The sequence below is a fragment of the Parendozoicomonas sp. Alg238-R29 genome (assembly GCF_947331445.1).
In the GTDB taxonomy this organism is placed as follows: Bacteria; Pseudomonadota; Gammaproteobacteria; order Pseudomonadales; family Endozoicomonadaceae; genus Sansalvadorimonas.
The window spans coordinates 37,979-56,400 of sequence record NZ_CAMZOG010000023.1 but is presented as its reverse complement, the minus strand read 5'-3'; the positions used below and the strand labels follow the sequence as shown (position 1 = coordinate 56,400).

Annotated in this window: 13 protein-coding genes and 1 pseudogene; 5 read left to right on the top strand and 9 right to left on the bottom strand. The window is 46.9% G+C overall.

The window, feature by feature from the left end; genetic code table 11:
* The 3 genes and pseudogenes from QMA35_RS08055 to QMA35_RS08045 form a co-directional block, all read left to right on the top strand.
* Positions 1-436 (top strand): annotated as a pseudogene (locus QMA35_RS08055) (hypothetical protein); the annotation flags it as partial.
* A gap of 60 nt (positions 437-496) precedes the next feature.
* Positions 497-2,599: a phosphate acetyltransferase gene (gene pta / locus QMA35_RS08050; protein WP_281646631.1), complete on the top strand. Its 2,103-nt coding sequence runs from the start codon at positions 497-499 to the stop codon at positions 2,597-2,599.
* A gap of 83 nt (positions 2,600-2,682) precedes the next feature.
* The gene (locus QMA35_RS08045) at positions 2,683-3,570 is read left to right on the top strand and encodes an acyltransferase (RefSeq protein ID WP_281646630.1); all 888 of its coding nucleotides are present in this window, start codon (positions 2,683-2,685) and stop codon (positions 3,568-3,570) included.
* Positions 3,571-3,649: 79 nt separating this feature from the next.
* Here QMA35_RS08045 and QMA35_RS08040 read toward each other — a convergent pair whose 3' ends face one another.
* The 3 genes from QMA35_RS08040 to QMA35_RS08030 all read right to left on the bottom strand — a co-directional run bounded on the left by QMA35_RS08040 (position 3,650) and on the right by QMA35_RS08030 (position 6,721).
* Positions 3,650-4,300: an OmpA family protein gene (locus tag QMA35_RS08040; RefSeq protein WP_281646629.1), complete on the bottom strand. Its 651-nt coding sequence runs from the start codon at positions 4,298-4,300 to the stop codon at positions 3,650-3,652.
* Between the two features lie 126 nt (positions 4,301-4,426).
* Positions 4,427-5,074: an MBL fold metallo-hydrolase gene (locus tag QMA35_RS08035; protein ID WP_281646628.1), complete on the bottom strand. Its 648-nt coding sequence runs from the start codon at positions 5,072-5,074 to the stop codon at positions 4,427-4,429.
* Positions 5,075-5,098: 24 nt separating this feature from the next.
* The gene (locus tag QMA35_RS08030) at positions 5,099-6,721 is read right to left on the bottom strand and encodes an NAD+ synthase (RefSeq protein ID WP_281646627.1); all 1,623 of its coding nucleotides are present in this window, start codon (positions 6,719-6,721) and stop codon (positions 5,099-5,101) included.
* A 192-nt stretch (positions 6,722-6,913) separates the two neighbouring features.
* On the opposite strand from QMA35_RS08030, the gene QMA35_RS08025 reads away from it, so the two are divergent.
* Together QMA35_RS08025 and QMA35_RS08020 are read left to right on the top strand one after the other, a co-directional pair.
* A complete protein-coding gene (locus tag QMA35_RS08025; protein ID WP_281646626.1) occupies positions 6,914-8,506 on the top strand; it encodes an ATP-binding protein in 1,593 nt (530 codons plus the stop codon).
* A gap of 72 nt (positions 8,507-8,578) precedes the next feature.
* Positions 8,579-9,949 carry a sigma-54 dependent transcriptional regulator gene (locus QMA35_RS08020; protein WP_281646625.1) on the top strand — a complete coding sequence of 457 codons (1,371 nt, stop codon included), beginning with the start codon at positions 8,579-8,581 and terminating at the stop codon, positions 9,947-9,949.
* 42 nt (positions 9,950-9,991) lie between these two features.
* On the opposite strand, the gene QMA35_RS08015 is transcribed toward QMA35_RS08020, so the two are convergent.
* From QMA35_RS08015 to QMA35_RS07990, 6 genes are all read right to left on the bottom strand, one after another.
* Positions 9,992-11,656: a GGDEF domain-containing protein gene (locus QMA35_RS08015; RefSeq protein WP_281646624.1), complete on the bottom strand. Its 1,665-nt coding sequence runs from the start codon at positions 11,654-11,656 to the stop codon at positions 9,992-9,994.
* A gap of 92 nt (positions 11,657-11,748) precedes the next feature.
* Complete coding sequence (locus QMA35_RS08010; protein ID WP_281646623.1) at positions 11,749-12,213, bottom strand: type IV pilin protein; 465 nt, start codon at positions 12,211-12,213, stop codon at positions 11,749-11,751.
* A gap of 99 nt (positions 12,214-12,312) precedes the next feature.
* Complete coding sequence (locus QMA35_RS08005) at positions 12,313-12,618, bottom strand: hypothetical protein (RefSeq protein ID WP_281646622.1); 306 nt, start codon at positions 12,616-12,618, stop codon at positions 12,313-12,315.
* A gap of 2 nt (positions 12,619-12,620) precedes the next feature.
* Complete coding sequence (locus QMA35_RS08000) at positions 12,621-16,685, bottom strand: PilC/PilY family type IV pilus protein (RefSeq protein ID WP_281646621.1); 4,065 nt, start codon at positions 16,683-16,685, stop codon at positions 12,621-12,623.
* A 29-nt stretch (positions 16,686-16,714) separates the two neighbouring features.
* Positions 16,715-17,284 (bottom strand): PilX N-terminal domain-containing pilus assembly protein, encoded by a 570-nt coding sequence (locus QMA35_RS07995; protein ID WP_281646620.1) that lies wholly within the window; start codon positions 17,282-17,284, stop codon positions 16,715-16,717.
* The gene (locus QMA35_RS07990; RefSeq protein ID WP_281646619.1) at positions 17,268-18,401 is read right to left on the bottom strand and encodes a PilW family protein; all 1,134 of its coding nucleotides are present in this window, start codon (positions 18,399-18,401) and stop codon (positions 17,268-17,270) included. Before QMA35_RS07990 ends, QMA35_RS07995 begins: the two co-directional genes overlap by 17 nt.
* Positions 18,402-18,422 lie beyond the last annotated feature (21 nt).

Genomic DNA, 18,422 nt, shown 5'->3' with positions numbered 1-18,422 from the left:
CCTGATCGCCTGTGGTACCCAGGCTCATATCGTCTGTCACTTTGATGACCATGCTATGGCCAGCCTTTTGAAAGCCCACGCGCCCCAGGTTGAGTGTCATATCAGTACCACAACAGAGATGTTGGTTCGCTCCGCTCAGGACCCTGGCTCTTCCCGTGTTCAGAGCCAGCTGCTGAATACTCTGGCCGGCCCGACTCAGTTTAGTCTCCAGGTACCAGCAGACTTTCCAGGGTGCACATTCAAGGAAATGATTACTTACTGTAAATCCAGTCACGATGCTCTTGTACTGGGGCTGGCAGATAGTATTCATGGAGATGATCTGGTATTGAATCCACCGGCCGAACATCCGGTTTTCGCCGGTCAGCTAGTGTACTACATGTCTAAACATCGACTTTTACCCAGCGAGATCGATTGGCAAACTGTGATCAACCAGTAGCTAAAAGATAAACTGACAATCCGCACTATTTTATAAGAACTCACAGGCAGGTTTGCGGTTATGCATATTTTCTACATCACGCCCACCAGTTATGGCGCCGGCCTAACATCTGTTGCACTGGGGCTGGTTCGTGCGCTGGAACGTGTTGGTCTTAAAGTTCGTTTCTGCAAACCTGTGGCACAACAACATGCCTCAGATCAGGGTCCTGAGCGTTCTACTTTATTTGCCAGAGAAACCCTGCACCTTGAGCCACCTAAACCACTGTCGTTCAGCCATGTGGAAGATATGCTTGGCCAGAACCGGCGCGAAGATGTATTGGAAGAGATTGTCAGCCTGCTGAATAATGCAGCCGGTGAAGATGCTGATGCTATGGTAATAGAGGGTTTAACACCAACCCGGAACACACCTTGGGTGACACGTTTTAACAGTGATATGGCCCGCACTCTAAGCGCCGATGTTCTGATTGTTTCCCGTGCCGATGAAAATACCCCAAGAGAGCTAGCCGATCATTTGCGGATCAGTGCCGATAATCATGGTGGCGTAAGAAACTCGTCCATTCTCGGATACATACTCAACAAAATGCCTGAGGAATTGGTAAGCCGCTTTGGCGATAAGCCTGGTGAGCTTAAGGCTCTTCCCAAGATGCCAGCAAAAAGCTTTCCTCCCATCGGTCATATTCCCTGGAATCCGGAGTTGGCGGCTCCTCGTACACGAGATATCTGCAACCGCCTTAATGCTGAAATTATTAATGAAGGAACAATTGATACCCGTCGTGTTGCCCGGCGCATTCTTTGTGCCCGCTCCTCTGCCAAAATCACCCAGCATTTAATTGCCGGCACCTTGATTATTACCCCTGGCGATAGAGACGATATTGTTATGGCAACCTGTATGGCAGCCAGCAATGGTGTTCCGCTGGCAGGACTTTTACTAACCAATGGTGAACAACCTCCAGAAGGCGTCATGCGCCTCTGCCAGCCAGCAATTACTGCGTCACAACTGCCAGTGATGTTGACGGATACCAACTCTTACGACACTGCCACTCTTTTAGACCGGATGAATCCGGAGGTTCCTACAGACGATATCGCTCGTATGGAAAAGGTGATGAACACTGTTGCGGAACATATCGATATTGAGAAACTCCGCAAACACTGTGGCGAGCCTCACAAACACTTCCTGACTCCACCTGCATTTCGTTACAACCTTGTGGAAAGATCTCAGAAAGCTGGTAAACGCATCGTGCTCCCCGAAGGAGAGGAACCCCGTACGATACAGGCAGCGATAACCTGTCAGAATAAAGGTATTGCCGATTGTGTTTTACTTGGAAACCCCGAGAGGATTCAGGAACTGGCTCGTGGGTTAGATGTAACTCTGCCCGACAACCTCTCAATCATTGACCCGGAAAGTATCCGTGAAAAGTATATTGCCCCCATGGTTGAGCTGCGCAAACACAAAGGGCTGAACGAAGCGATGGCAGAAGCTCAACTGGAAGATACGGTTGTTCTGGGCACCATGATGTTGGCACAAAAGGATGTCGACGGTTTAGTATCCGGCGCGGTTCATACCACGGCCAATACCATTCGCCCGGCTTTTCAGTTGATTAAAACCAATCCGACAGCCGGCGGGCTGGTTTCTTCCGTCTTCTTTATGCTGCTTCCCGATCAAGTCGTTGTTTATGGTGATTGCGCTGTAAATCCTGACCCAAATGCTGAACAGCTTGCCAATATCGCTATCCAAAGCGCCCGATCAGCTGAAGCCTTTGGTATAGAACCACGAGTTGCCATGATCAGTTACAGCACAGGGAAATCTGGTCAGGGTTCTGACGTGGAAAAGGTTCGAGAGGCAACCCGTATAGCCAAAGAGAAAGCGCCTGAGCTTTTGATCGACGGCCCGCTACAGTACGACGCAGCAGCTATAGCTTCGGTTGCCGCCAGCAAAGCACCGGACAGCCCAGTAGCTGGTCGCGCAACGGTCTTTGTATTCCCTGATCTGAATACCGGGAACACAACCTACAAAGCCGTTCAGCGAAGTGCCAATGTTGTGAGTGTTGGTCCATTACTGCAAGGGCTTAATAAACCGGTCAATGATCTTTCCCGGGGCGCACTGGTGGATGATATCGTCTATACCATTGCCTTAACGAGCATTCAGGCCAGTCAGAAGCCATGACTTGGATCTGTAACAAAAGTAATCAGATAATAAGAACAAAGTCTGAAACAATAAACGACTGAGAAAATTATAACGAGGTATACATGCTTAGCTTTTTGCCGCCGCTTTTGCGAGGTGTAATCGCCAGCTTGTTATTGGCACTTAATACGATACTGACTTCTGTCGTTCTTTTTTCACTGGCGCTTATAAAAGCGCTCGTACCAGTGAAACCTTTCCAGACCCTATGCAGCAAAGGCCTGGACCAGCTCGTATCCTTTTGGATCAGTATTAACCACAGCATTCTGCACCTGTGCAGCCCCATGAAACTGGAAGCATCGGGGTTTGAAAGCCTGTCTCTGGATCGCTCCTATCTAGTGACCAGTAATCACCAGTCCTGGGCGGATATCGTTCTCGCTCAGGTTTTACTTAACCGGCGCGCTCCACAGCTGAAGTTCTTCCTGAAGAAAGAACTGATTTGGGTGCCGATTCTTGGTTTGTGCTGGTGGGCTCTGGATTTTCCGTTTATGCAGCGTCATACCAAAGCCTACTTAAAAAAACATCCTGAAAAGAAAGGTCAGGATCTGGAAACTACCCGCAAGGCCTGCGAAAAGTTTAAGGATCGCCCGGTCTGTATTTATAACTTTCTTGAAGGCACCCGCTTCAGTGAAACCAAACACAAAAGGCAGAATTCGCCTTATAATCACCTTTTGAAACCCAAATCCGGTGGTGTTGGATTTGTGATTGGAGCTATGGGGCACAATATGCCTTACCTGCTCAATATCACTATTCAATATGAAGGCAAGGTGCCGGATTTTTGGGATTTCCTGTGTGGTCGCTGCCCTGCTGCCAAAGTTCATATGGAAACCATCGATATCCCTAAAGACTTTGTGGGTAAGAACTACATGGAAGACCGAGAGTTCCGGGCTGAAATGCAGTGCTGGGTAAACAATATCTGGGAAGAGAAAGATAAAAAATTAGAAGAAATGCACTGAGCATTTTTCGCTTTAACCACATAATGCAAAAAGCAAAAACGGCCTGTAAATGCAGGCCGTTTTTCGTTCTAAGCGAGGGTTATTGCATGGGTGGCTTCAGATCGATTTCCACCCGGCGGTTCTGTGCACGACCTTCCGGTGTTTTATTAGTTGCAATGGACTGACTTGAGCCAACACCATAGGGGGTGATCCGGCTGGCCGGAACCCCTTGCTGAATCAGGTAAGTGGCAACACTTTGCGCACGCGCCTGAGACAGAGGCATATTGGTTTTCAGTTCATTACCGGTGGAATCTGTATGACCGATGATGACGACAGGATTTTTTTCGTAGTTCTTCATCACTCGAGCAACGGAACTCAAGACTGAATAAAAACTGGTTTTAATGCTGGATTCATTACTGTCAAAAGTAATACTGCCCGGCATAATCAGTTTCAGATCATCACCATAACGAGCAATCTGAACGCCAGTCCCCTGCAACTCAGCACGCAGCGCAGCTTCTTGCTTGTCGGTATAAGCACCGTAGCCAGCACCCGCCAACCCTCCAAGAGCCGCACCGGCTAAAGCGCCATCTTTACCATTAGCTGCTGCACCGATCACCGCACCGGCCAAAACGCCGATACCTCCGTACTTGGCGGACTTGGCAGCTTGCTGTTCACCGGTATAAGGGTTTGTGCTCTGGCAACCAGCGACAATAACGCTGGTTATAGCCAGCACAGCAATCTTCTTCAGCATGAAAAACTCCTTGCAACATTCGCTGATCACATTCTAAACAGTCACAATATTACGACTTTTTTTTGCCGCAATATGTCACAAAATGTACAAATCACGCTGAGAAGATAGACAGAAACTGCCTGGCCGTTAAACGCCTCTGATTACCATATTCTCACGGACTTCCTCGCCAATGGTTGTGTCAGGCCCATGACCTGCCACTACAACAGCTTCTTCATCCAAGGTGTACAACCTTGTGCGAATGGATTTTTCAATAGTTGCTGAATCCCCACCCCAAAGGTCCGTTCGTCCAATCGAGCGACGAAACAATGTATCACCAGCCACCAGCAGCTTTTCATCACCAAACCAAAAGCTCATGGAACCTGGACTGTGTCCTGGCGTGTGCATGGCCACACCATCACAGCAAGGTAAAGCTTCATCATCCTTCAGCCACGCATCGGGGCCAGGAACAGGTTTGTAAGGAACCCCAAACATTTTGCACTGGGTTTCCAGAGCATCCCACAGGAATTTGTCTTCCTTGTGCAGGTGAATAGGTGCTCCGGTTTTTTCCTTCAGTTCACCACTGGCAAGGAAATGATCCAGATGAGCATGGGTATGAATCAGAGCCACAATGGTTAAACCATGAGACTGCACCTTTTCCAGAATCACATCAGCATCACCACCGGGATCAATCACGATGCCACGCTTGGTAATCGGGTCACCGATAATTGTGCAGTTGCACTGCAGAGGGCCTACAGGAAATGTATCCCTGATCATTGCTGGGCTCTGTTCTGTCATGTTTACTTCCTTTTACAATCCGTCTTACAGACCCGGACGCCAACCATTGGTTATGGGGTAACGGCGATCTTTACCAAAACCTCTGGAGGTAATACGCACACCAACCGGAGCCTGGCGGCGTTTATATTCGTTAACATCCACCAAACGCAGAATACGGTAAATAACTTCTCGCTCGTAACCCTGATCAATAATGGCTTCCGCACTCATATCCTGTTCTATATACAGCTCCAGAATGGCATCAAGAATGTCGTAAGGTGGAAGACTGTCTTCATCAACCTGATCTGGTGCAAGCTCTGCGGAAGGCGGGCGGTCAATCACTCGCTGGGGAATCACATAGGAAAGAGTGTTTCTGTATTCTGACAGGCGGAACACCATGGTTTTCGGCACATCTTTCAGCACATCAAAGCCACCGGCCATATCACCATAAAGAGTGGCGTAGCCAACGGCCATTTCACTCTTGTTGCCAGTAGTAAGAACCATGTAGCCTTTTTTGTTGGATATCGCCATCAGGATCACACCGCGGCAGCGGGACTGCAGGTTTTCTTCTGTGGTATCACGGCCAGTGCCAGCGAACTCATCCTCAAGAGTTTCCATAAAGGCATCGTACATTCCTTTAATTGGTAACTCTTTATAGGTGACGCCCAAAGCGTGAGCCTCTTCCGCTGCATCTTCTTTACTGATTTCTGCTGTGTACTGGAACGGCATCATGACCGCTTCTACACGATCAGCTCCCAAAGCATCAACAGCGACGGCCAGAGTCAGCGCAGAATCAATGCCTCCGGAAAGGCCGAGGACGACACCTTTAAAGCCATTTTTATTTACGTAATCTCGCACACCAAGAACAAGACTGTCGTATATACGGGCTTCCAGAGGCTTCAGCATCGCTTTTTCATTATGAAGAAACAGGCCGCTCTGCTGATCAAATTCAGCGATAAGCAGACTTTCCTCATGGGTTGGTGCAGATGTCGCAATCTCCCCATCTTTGTTCATTACAAAAGAGCCACCATCAAAGACCAGCTCATCCTGACCACCCACCTGGTTCACATACACAACAGGTAAATCGTTTTCCAGGCAACGTTCTTTCACAGCCTGATGACGCTCATCCTGCTTATCGACATGGAACGGAGATGCATTCAGGTTAAGAACGACTTCAGCGCCCTCTTCCTTCAGCTCTGCAGAAAGATCAGAGAACCAGATATCTTCACAGACGGTCAGACCAACAGTCACTCCACAGCAGTCAAATGTTTCAGCGGAGCTTCCGGAATGGAAGTAGCGTTTTTCATCAAACACCCGGTAATTGGGTAGATGCCACTTGGCATGACTGGCAATAATGTTTCCATCCCGAATAACAACGGCCTGATTTTCCAGCCCACTGTGAGTTCGCACAGGAACACCAACAACCAGATCAATACCTCTCACTTCGCCAAGAGTATCCAAAGCCTTCTCAATACGCAGATCAAGACTCGGACGCAGTAAAAGATCTTCCGGCGGATATCCGCACAGGGTCAGTTCAGGAAAGACGATAATATGAGCGCCGTGCTGAGAGCTCGCCTCCTCGGCAGCTTCAACGATTCGGCGGGCATTTCCCTCGATATCTCCTACCAGCAAATTCAGCTGTGCAAGGGCAACGCGCAGAGTCGCGGCCATGATTACCTCAAATGAGTCAGATGCAAATGCTGAGTATTCTATAAGTTCTTGCCCTGATTTTCAGTGTTAAAACACGGTCTACTGAGTGTGACGGTGTAGACGTCTTCGCAAATCCGGTGGTTCACGGCGGCGAGGGGGATGTGTAGAATCCACCAGAGCAATAACCAGTATAAAAGCAAGAAGAGAAGAATATTGTCTCCTTACTCTATGTCCTCCGATCACGAACATCCTTTGCCTGATCGCGTGTACAACCTCTACAACAGTTACCGTTTCCTGCTGGCAATTGTTCTTTTTCTGATTGTCATACTGCCGGAAGCGCCACGTTTATTCGCCTCTGCCAGTACTACCGACGCATTGATGTACTGCAGTGTTTATCTGCTGCAGGTTGTGGGTATTCTGATATTTTTCAGATCCCCCCCAGGAAAGACTACACTCTTTGGCATTACATTCCTGGATATCGTTTTACTGAGCATTCTTCTCACTATGGGAACCCATAAGGATAACGGCCTGACCAACCTTCTTTTTGTTCCCATTATTATTGGAAATATTCTAATCCCTGGGCGCACAGGCATTTTGCTGGCAGCCATGGCTTCGATTTTTCTGCTGGTTATTGATTATTACACAGGATCTATTGGGAAAACCTCCCAGCAAATTGACGCCGGACTCAAAGGTATTCTGTTTTTTGTTACCGCACTCATGATGCAAAGCTATAACCTTCGTCTGAAAAATACGGAGAAGTCTGCAAAACTGAACCAAAATCGGGCAGTTGACCTACAGAAACTCAGCCTAAGTATTATGCAGCATATGCGCACCGGCATTGTGGTTCTGCGTGAACCGGATCAGGTTGTTATGATGAATGAGTCCGCAAGTCATATGCTGGCTTGCAGCCAAACATCCGGCGATCTTTCGTCTTTGTCTAGCGAGCTGCAATCCGCTTACTGGCAATGGCGGGATAACCCTTTACTCAGACAGGAAAGTTTCAGGGCAACCCCAGATACACCAGATGTGCAGCCCAATTTTACCCGACTGGCCTATGACGCTGATGTTTATGTACTGATCTTTCTCGATGATAAGGCCACCATGTCTCAACATGCTCAGCAGCTGAAACTGGCAGCCCTGGGACAACTGACAGCCAGTATTGCCCATGAGATACGAAACCCCCTTGGCGCCATCAGCCATTCAGCCCAGTTGCTGTCTGAATCTGAAAACCTTGATAAAGCCGACCAGAAGCTGCTGAATATTGTTCATAAACACAGTCGGCGCATGAATGACATTATCGAAACGATTTTACAGCTTTCCCGAAAGGAAAACTGGAATCCAGAATTACTAGACTTAAATGCATGGATAAATCACTTTGTTCATGAAGAACACTTTACTGGTTTTGATAACCCGCAAATTTATTTTTCTCCAGCAACCAAAGAACTGATGGCTCGGTTTGATAACAAACAACTGCATCAAGTGATCATGAACCTTTGCCTGAACGGCTTACGGTACAGCATGCAGGAAACCGGTACTGCATGGCTGACACTGCAAACAGGAGTCAGCCCTTCTGGGCATCCATGGCTGGAAATTACCGACCAGGGCCCCGGTATTCCTGACAACCAGATCGACAGTATTTTTGATCCATTTTTTACCACAGATAAAAACGGTACTGGGCTTGGGTTATATATCAGCCGAGAATTGTGTGAAGCCAATCAGGCAAGTCTTGAACTGCTTCCTTCAGGGAAAGAGTCAGGATGCACATTCCGTATTTCGTTTGCGCATCCAAACAAACGAATCGAATAAGATAACCATATCATTTACTAACGGGATACCCATGCGCTCTGGCTGTATTGGAATAATAATAAGGGAAGCGGAATGAATCCTCCACGCGTTCTGATTATTGATGATGAACCGGATATCCGGGAACTACTGGAAATCACCCTTGGCCGAATGAAACTCGATACGGAAGCTGCGGCCACAGTGGGTGAAGCGGAACACTTTCTTGAAGAGCAGAAGTTTGATCTGTGTCTGACAGATATGAACTTGCCTGATGGCAACGGTATAGAACTGGTCCAGTTTATTCAGCAACATTGCCCGGAAACTCCTGTGGCCGTTATCACAGCATACGGTAGCATGGATACAGCAATTACTTCATTAAAAGCCGGAGCTTTTGACTTCGTATCGAAACCAGTAGAACTTCCTCGTCTGCGAGAACTGGTGAACCAGGCGCTGAAGCTGTCCCAAACAAAAACCAGAGCAACAAAAATAAAGATGCTGGGGAATTCAGCATCCATTCAAACACTGAAAAAGCAAATAGTGCGAATAGCCCGCAGCCAAGCTCCCGTTTATATCAATGGTGAATCTGGAACAGGTAAAGAAATCGTTGCCCGAATAATTCATGAGCAAGGCCCCCGCAATGACCAGCCATTTATTGCCGTCAACTGCGGAGCAATACCTTCCGAGTTGATGGAAAGTGAATTTTTCGGACATCGTAAAGGCAGCTTCACCGGTGCAGTGTCAGACAAAACAGGTTTGTTCCAAGCTGCTCACGGTGGCACTTTGTTTCTTGATGAAGTGGCAGACCTCCCTCTACATATGCAAGTTAAACTGTTAAGAGCTATTCAAGAGAAGAAAATCCGCCCTGTTGGCAGTCAGCAGGAAGTGTCTGTAGATATCAGAATTCTCAGTGCTACCCACAGAGACCTGAGTCGTGAAGTTCAGGAAGAGCGTTTCCGGCAGGATTTATTTTACCGAATCAATGTTATTGAGCTGAAAGTTCCTCCCTTGCGGGATAGAGGTGACGACATTATTCTTCTGGCCAAATACTTTCTTACAAGGTTGGGAGATGAATGCGACACTCCTCCTCCGGAGTTATCTGAAGAAGCTATTCAGGCATTATCAAGTTATAACTACCCTGGAAATGTAAGAGAACTGGAAAATATTCTCGAACGGGCATTTACGCTTTGTGAGGAGGATATTATTGAACCAGCTGACCTTTACCTGAATAACCAGAGCAGGATTCAAACTTCTGAGAATACGGAAGAAGAGATAGTTGCAACCCCACCAGCAAGTTTCGACAGCCTGGAAGATTATCTTGAGGGAATAGAAAAACAGGCCATTCTGCAAGCCCTTGAAGCCACCCGTTGGAATCGAACGGCAGCTGCAAAACAGCTGGGGATAACATTTCGAGCTCTTCGATACCGACTGAAGAAGCTTGAATTAGACGAACATGAAGTGCAGGAATAGAGCATAACTCCATCTCTGATCTGATGCGATGACACCTGCCCATTACTCATCTGCACTGAAGTCATAGTCCATATCAGGCTTTGGCTTCTGCAGGAAGTAACCCTGCACATAAGCAGCTCCGGTTCTCCAAACCTTGGTCATCACATTCGGGTTTTCGATTTGAGGTACAATGGTCTTCCTTCCCAGTTCCTGTAGTTTTTCAATCATCTCCTGAACTGGTTGTTCCTGTTCGGCATCTCCGGAAAGTGCCTCCGTCAGCTTGCCATCTAGTTTGATGTAATCTGTTTCCAGCTCTTCTGCGATACGCATTGGATTCATAGTGGTACCGAAATGGCTGATACTGGTTCTGCAACCAATTTTATTGAATCCCTTCAGCATTTTCAGAGCCTGATCTTTAAATCGGGCAATGTTTTCTTCGCCTAGCTGGAATATTAAAGAGCTTGGTGCCACACCCGCCTTTTTCAACAACAGGAACAACCAGGGCAAGAACTTGTTGTCCTGAATCGTTGCTCCACTTAAATGGATAAACAAGTGCGAGCCGCCACCGTTTTTCTTATGCTCAATCAAGCGCTTAATACTGTGCAGAATTACCCACTTATCAATTTTCTCAGCCAATGGCGTACGATCTATCGGCCCCATAAATTTACCGGCAGATACATTCTTGCCCTGAGGATCAATAATCCGCAGCAATACGTCGTAATGTTCTTCCTTATCACCACTCAAGCTGGCAACAGGCTGGAAGTACAATTGGAAACTGTTGTTATCAAGGGCATGCTGCACAAGGGCATGGGAATCACCTTCCGTAGCTTGCTTCTCAATAACAACGGCCTGTGAGAACACCTTGAATTTATTCGCACCCATAGCTTCAACCTCCTGTAAAAGTTCTTTTGCACGAGCATTCAATTCTTCATAATCTGCGAATGGGCAATCTAGCGGTACAACAGCCATGCTGATTCCCACTTGTAAACTGTGTTGATCAATATCAATAAACAACTGATCCATTCCACGAGTAATGTCGTGTGCTATTTCTTCCGAAGGCTTTTCTCCAACTTCTGCCATTGCGTAAATAAACTTTTCATCTACGATTTCTAGCAGGGAGTCATTACCAAGGTGAGGTTGGATGATATCAGTTACGGCTTTCAGGATAACGGAAGATTTTTCTTTTCCTACCCTGCTGATTAAACCAACCCAGTCTTGTATTTCGATCATGAAGAAAGTTTTTCCTGATCGACTCCCCATTGGAGTACTAAGCAATTGCGCCAGAGTTTCTCGCACACTGTCGTTTGCTTTTTCTTCTTCCGAGAAAAGACTTGTTGACATATGAGAAGATCTACTAAGCTCTCTCATAGTGACAAGAGCAATATGATCCTTGTTGCCATGGGGAACAACATCACAGGCACCAGCTTTCAGCCATTTAACGACAGTGGCAGATGAATACTCAGATGAAACAATAAATAAAGGCGTCTGGGGCTGGATGTTTTTCTGATGAATCAAAGACTTATCAGGAGCGACAATTGGATCCGATAAGTCGTAGGCAACAATAAGATCAAAAGTTTTTTCGTTCAGAAGTGATTTATATTGGTCGAGACTAGTCGGGTAGGAGAACTCAAAGTCCCCACCTGACTTTTCTAAGGTACTCGACCAAACCGCACAGTCATCCTCAGTGCCATTCAATACGAGTACTTTCCAGACTCGACTATCAGACATCTACACAACTACTTCCTGATAAAAAGACGCAGATATACACTTTTGAGTTTAGTTTGGAGAAGGAGGAGCAGGCAGGTGGTTAAACAGCGCTGTTACCAGCAGTCTTTGGGGTTATCACGAGCTCCGGTCGAGCCCTTGACACCGCGACTGTCAAAATAAACACATGTACAGTCACTGTCGCTTTCCTGAGACTTGCCCGTAACGGGCATAGCAAAGATGGTGTAAGAATTGGTTGCTGTCGTATCACTGACGGCCAGAGCACAATTTGAACCACTCCAGATACCAGTGACGGCAGACAGAGTATAAAGACCTTCCTGGGATTCTCTTCCCCCAAGAGAGTCCATATTCGCAGTATATTGACTATGCACGGCATAAACCCTTTCTTCCGCCATAGCTACCTTCTGAATAGCGACATGGGCGTCGGAACGGCTAGCCCTGATTATGTAATCACGATAAGAGGGGTATGCGAACGACATAAGAATGCTAACGATCGCAAGAACGATAAGAAGCTCAAAGAGGGTAAATCCATTTGGCTTTACTGCTTTTACTACTGCCATAATTCTGCACTTCGACTGCTGAACAACCCATGTCAAACGGCTGTAATCAAATCCCCTCTAGCAGGTTTCTTTCTGATTAACACGAGTTATCGGTACGTATTAATGCATTACAGCCTTACGTAATAATGAGTATGGCCCATGGATAACAATACGAGACACCTTTTTACCGTCTAAAGAATGAAGAGAGAGTGTGAGTCCTGGCAAAAGAAAGTAATGTTTTGACTTTAAATAGGGTGACTCAATTCTGACGTCATCTGTCATTGGGTATTCTTTTCCCGCACTGCCAATTATCAGGGAGCGAGTATTATCATTAATTCCTTTTAGCACGCCTTTCGTCAATTGTTTTTCCTCAGCATAACCAGACAAGGAAAAACACAGCATTAGAACAGATAGAATCCATTTCATTTTTAATCTCCTCTCAGCTCTCTCCATGACTGCCGTCCGAGGCTATTGCCACCAGGGTTTTCATCAACCTTCTCAATAGAACCATCAGAGCCACTCAGATATTTACATTCCATTCCTCTGCCACAAGAGATAATGGCGGGAGTCTGAACGATTCCGTCGTTATGAATTCCAGAAGGAGACTGACAATCACTATCCGGACAAAAGTTCACCAGTGTTTCCGCGGTCCAATTGGCATAATTCAAGTCATCACTATCGAACTCAGCATCCTGGTTAATATCAAATGGTGGTTCGAATAGGTAACTTCCATCGGTGGCACTAAGTTCCATTAGCCAGCTTGTGCCACCTCGTTCGCATGCATCACCAGATGGCAACAATGTTGTAAATACAACACGACCATTTCGCAGAACAGAGTTGGTAACTTGCCGTTCACCACGATTATTACCGGCAAGCTCCAGATTCAATACCCATCCTCTGTGGGTTGGGCCAGAATCACAATCACTCCAACAAATTTCATTATTGGAGGTCGCCCGGAACCTTACTCCATCATCATTGCTGTTATTAACACCATCTCCATTGGTATCGCTGGGATAAAACTCTTGTTCTGCCAGAATAGTTTGAACCAACAAGTCTGACATTGTGATAGAAGAGGAGAAGTTATTATCTTCTCGATTATCATCCCATATTCCAAAAAAGCCTTGGGTTGGTTCCCCAAGAACCTGGTTATCATCAACTTCCATATATTGACCAGAACCGAAATAAATAATGAATCCGGTTTCTGTGGGATGATGCCCGACTTCCGGTGCAGTCGTTATTTGCTTACCGGCACCTGCAGTAAACAGGGGTAAAGGATTACCGCTTGAACTATAAGCAACACCCCAGTTCGCAGCGTTTGAAGAACGTAAATCAAACTTCCATAAGTTACCCTTCAAGTCTCCCGCATAAACAAAGTCCACATCACCATCCTGATCGGTATCTACAGCTGTTGGGCTGGAAAGGCCATTTGAACCGTTGGCACCTGTATCAATTTTTCCGCCACCAGCAATAGGCTCACCGGTTTGTGCATCCAGGATAAACAGCACGGCTTTTCCATTGGTGCTGTCATATCCATTCGCTGTAATTACCCCCCATCTCCCGGTAGGCAGTTTTACTATGAGAGGACGAGAAAAACTGAAGCCCATATCCGCATCATTTTCTGAATTAAATTCCCACTGGAAAATGTTAGATGCCTGCGTTTCTGAAAACAGGCTGGGATCAGTCACATTCAGAGCAAAAATACCTTTACCACCGGAGCGCAGGCCGCTCACCAGCAAGCTCTTCCAGTTACAGCTTGGTGTGCCGGCACACACATCTCCAACGGTGATGGAGCCATTCACATAATATTTGTGGTTGTAGTTCGGGTCGGCCAAGTGATGGAGTTTACTCACCAGTGTGTGAGGTACAAACCCCAAAACCTCCTGCCCCGTTTCAGCATGAAACCCATGGAGCATGCCATCGTTAGCGCCCACATAAACCATAGGAGTACGGGTTGCATAATTGTTTTTAAAACTCTGATAGCCAGAGTCATTTAACAAGGCACTTGGGGCACCTACATACACAGGGTCGGAATGAACAATATCTCCAAGCTTGGAGGCTTTATCCCGAAATCCATAGTTGGTTGTTGTGCCTAAATAGCAGGCTTTTGCAACAGACGGCGCGGGATCACCAAAGACACTGTTGGCACACAGCACTGATGTGTCCATTAGCAGAGTGACCCACCGATTATTGACCCCGTAGCGTACCGTCTGGGTGCCAGACACACTGCAGACACTGCCTTCATCAGCACATTTTGTCCATGTCACCTGTGGCGCACCACCGGAGTTAGATGTGTCCCCCCGTATAAAGTCAGTCAGAGCATCAGCATAATCATCCACAGAGCCATTGATACCCAGAGACGTCATCCCTGCACTCAGCCGCCCGATATAATCATCGGACAACAGCGTGGAGCCACTGTGACGAAAGGGGACACCAACTAATGTGTTCGAGCTGTTTTTATCTGAGGTTAGAATCACTCGGTTGTTATAGCTTCGCGCATCCAGCAAAGAACCAGCCTGCCAACTAGGCGTAGTGCTCACGGCTCCATCAGCTTCCAATGGCAAAGCCCAAAGGTCACCATTCCACACCCCACTGTTAAAACGGGCTTGATAAACACTACTACTGCTTCTCAAGCTGCCGGAGCTTGTGGCTATAGAGGCAGCAGACCCCATGCGTTGAGCAACCTCAGCCAACGCGGAAGACAAACCTTCCACAACCTGGGCAGGGGTTTTGGCAGAGGTATAGAGGCCTTTACTGTTAAAGGCCGCATGCCACATATCATCAATCTTCTCACCGCCACTCCAGTTATGAGGATTTCCCCAATCAGAGCTCTCCGTGAGGTTTACGCCGCCTTGGTCAGGCCAACCATCTCTGTCTCCATCTGTCAGATCACCTTCCACTCCAAAGGCTACAGTGAAAGTTGACATATGCTGATGTTCGGCGCTATTAGTCGGTGAAGTAGGTACGCTATCTTCCAAATCCGGGCGAAGATCTTCCTTATAATAGTAATGAGCAATATCTGCGACAGTGTCTGAATACGGATCACCATCGGAGTTACCGATTGCTCCGTTTGAAAAATAACCTCCCCAATATCCGTCGGTAAACAGTATTGAGAAATTCTGCTGACAGTGTTCAGTAATGGGAGCGCTTGCACCTGTGGTTTTATAGTAATTCCCCACACGGTCAAGTCCCGCCCTCAATGGTGTACCACCGCTGCCCTGATAGGAGGAAAACATCTCATCCAGAAGGTTTGTATTGTGAGTATCCAGATCATCATTATTAGCCGGTGCATTAAACACCATGCTTGAACGGTTGATATAACCCAGAGAATAACGATAGTTCGGTGTCGTCGAAATCAAGGAACTTACAGAAGAAGCCGCCGAGAATAACCGCTTACGGTAATACTGATACCAGTTAGCATAGTTCTGCTTAATAGCACTGACTTCCGATGCATTGGTTATATCAGAAAGGCGAACCGAGCGTCGTACAACATTTTCACCCAGCGAATCATTTTCAAGAGTGAACGTCACGCTCCACCGGGAAATTGATGAACCATTGATCTGGTAAAGGATGTGATTATCCCAGGCATCAATAAATTCATTGGGTGTTGATGAGTAATTCGCATCCCCTTGAACAGGCTTGCTCCCAGTGAAGCCAGCCGAGTTATTAGCAACCGCATAGAAGGAACCCGTTAAATCGCGGGTGGTGGCATAACTTCCATTTGAAGGATGGGGGTGCATGCGCCCGGAAGTAAAGGAGGCATCGGGATAGCCATCCCATGGTGCATAGTTCTCGGCTGGGTCAAAGTAGAGAACATTCAAAGCACTGGCAAAAATGCGCCAGTCCCCATATTCTTCATCAAAAAAATTAACATCTGTGGTGTTGTAGTTGGAATAGCTGCCAAACATGTAAAAGGCGGAAATCCCATTATGAGGATAAAAACGACCACCACTATCAAATTCATTGTTCACGCAACTGCTGTCAGGGCTTGGGGGGTTGGTTGTATAAACTTCAAAGGTTGATACAAGGTCATCAAACCCCGTTGGCATTCTCACTCTGTCAGAAGCTATATCTGTCGTAATACCGCCTTTAGCGAAGTGCTCAAATACGCGCACACCATATCCCGAGCGAACCCTGATAGAAGACCATGTATCATTTATACTTGCCGGAATTCCTCCTGACTGCTTATAGCACCTTTTTGCCCCTCCATAGTTTTCATGCTCATAAAAACAGACCTTGTCATCGTTATCACTAGATGTATCAATTGGCGGATCAGATACGTTCAAGGTAGGTACAATGGCCGGAAGAAATGAGCAATACCGATAATGGTTGTTACTCAAAATCTCCCAGTCCATTGAACCAGAATCATCCAGCATCAAAGAGACATTAGGCAGTGAGCCTGTTGCAAGAAACAGAGGTGTTTCAGAGAGATTCAAAGCTGGTGTCCTGGTTCCCACCAGCAGTAATGAAAAAACCGCAAGCGTCGACAGTCGCATATCCTTATCCTCCCTGTCGCATTCTTATATTAGTCATGCCGAACGGCATAGATGCTTTGCAAAACAACAATGGAACGACTCTTTCTATAGTTCTCGCCATTCCCGTCATCTAAATACTTTGCGTAGCCCGCATCAGTTCCACGGGCAGTCACACGGTAATATTGAATACCTGTTGGATTTTCAGAACCAACAGAAAGGCTGTCAGCAATGAATCGCCACCGTTTCACAACAATTTTCACAAGGTAGTCATTGTCGTAAAAATCCTTTGAATTCCAATAGATACTGTCGTGGTAATCAATTGTGCTGGTTTCCAGATGGATATTTGCGCTGGCTAACAGTGTTTCTGCTTCGTTACCACTTTGTGCACTTTGCAAAACTTCTTCCGCCAGCCTCAAGCCTGTTTCTGCTGCCTGGAACGCATGATTCTGATCCTGGAAACCCTTGCTCAAGTGCATATCCAGCATTGAGGTTCTCATACTGTCTGTACCCATCAGGGTTAACAGCGTCAGCAAGACCATGGCAACAACCAGAGCTGCGCCTTTTTGGTGAGATGGGCTCTGATATCCTTTCATCGCGCTACCCTCACGGAGCTGATTCATCAGCATCGCCTGTCACAATCAATCCTAGTGACCGGTTTCTGAGTGTTACGGTTGTCGTATACTCCCTGCGAATCCTTTTATCCTGAGAGTTCGCAGGGGAATAGGTTCGTCCAAAGAAGAAGAACTCCATGCCATCGGGAACAGCGTCCTCAATCTCAGTTTCCACCAGCATATAAATACGCACACTGATCACATTCGACCAGTCACTGACCTCATTGGCATCAACATAACGATCCGCCGAAAGCTCTGTATCTGTGTTTTCACCAAACTGGAACTGAAGATTCAAAACTCCGGGCAATACTTCTATGGCATTTCTGTATGTGCCATCTGCGTTGACTTCTTTCTTATAAAGAGAGGGTCGATCACGATCCGAGGGAATCGAGAGGTAATACATAATTCCCTGGATCATCACGGCTTGAGGTTGACTCATGGATGTTAGTTGTGAGGAATGACTATTGGTCTTTATAGAATCAAGAGTAACCAAACCAGTAGAACCAAAGGAATCAGCCTTTACCAGAATATTTCTGGAACAGTCACTGACCAACAGCAACCTCTCTGGATCCGCTTCGCTACTATCAGGAAAACCATCCATAGTTGAAGGAACCGCGGTAAGCTGTTTCAGGGAATCAGTTATTGTTGCCCCGGAAATATCCATAACAAAAGGCTGAGCCACCCAAAGCTCCAGCACATCACTTCTCTGGAGCATATCAATACCCGTACCTTTACTCCCGGGGTCATTAGGCTGCCAGTTGCCGGTTGTAAAGGCAGACTGCTGGAGGGAGTGAACATCCAGATCATCACCATACTCAGTATTACTGAAGGCCCACCCTCTGACACCAAGCTCCGGCTGAACCCAGTCCGAGGAAATGTCTACGGCTCTGATAATGTCCTGCCCGCCACTTGATACACAACCTTTATAGCCAGCTAATCGAATATCATCAGCCACAATTTCCACTGCCAGCCGACCACGTTCCTCAATACGAGACAACCCTTCTCTGGCCTTAAAACTGATCCGGCTATTGAGCATAATGGAGAGGGCACCATAGAGAAGCAGGGTTCCAATCAAGCTGGAAACCATCACCTCAACCATAAGAGAACCGCGCTGAAATCCTTTCATAACACGCTCCTTGTCCCTTTA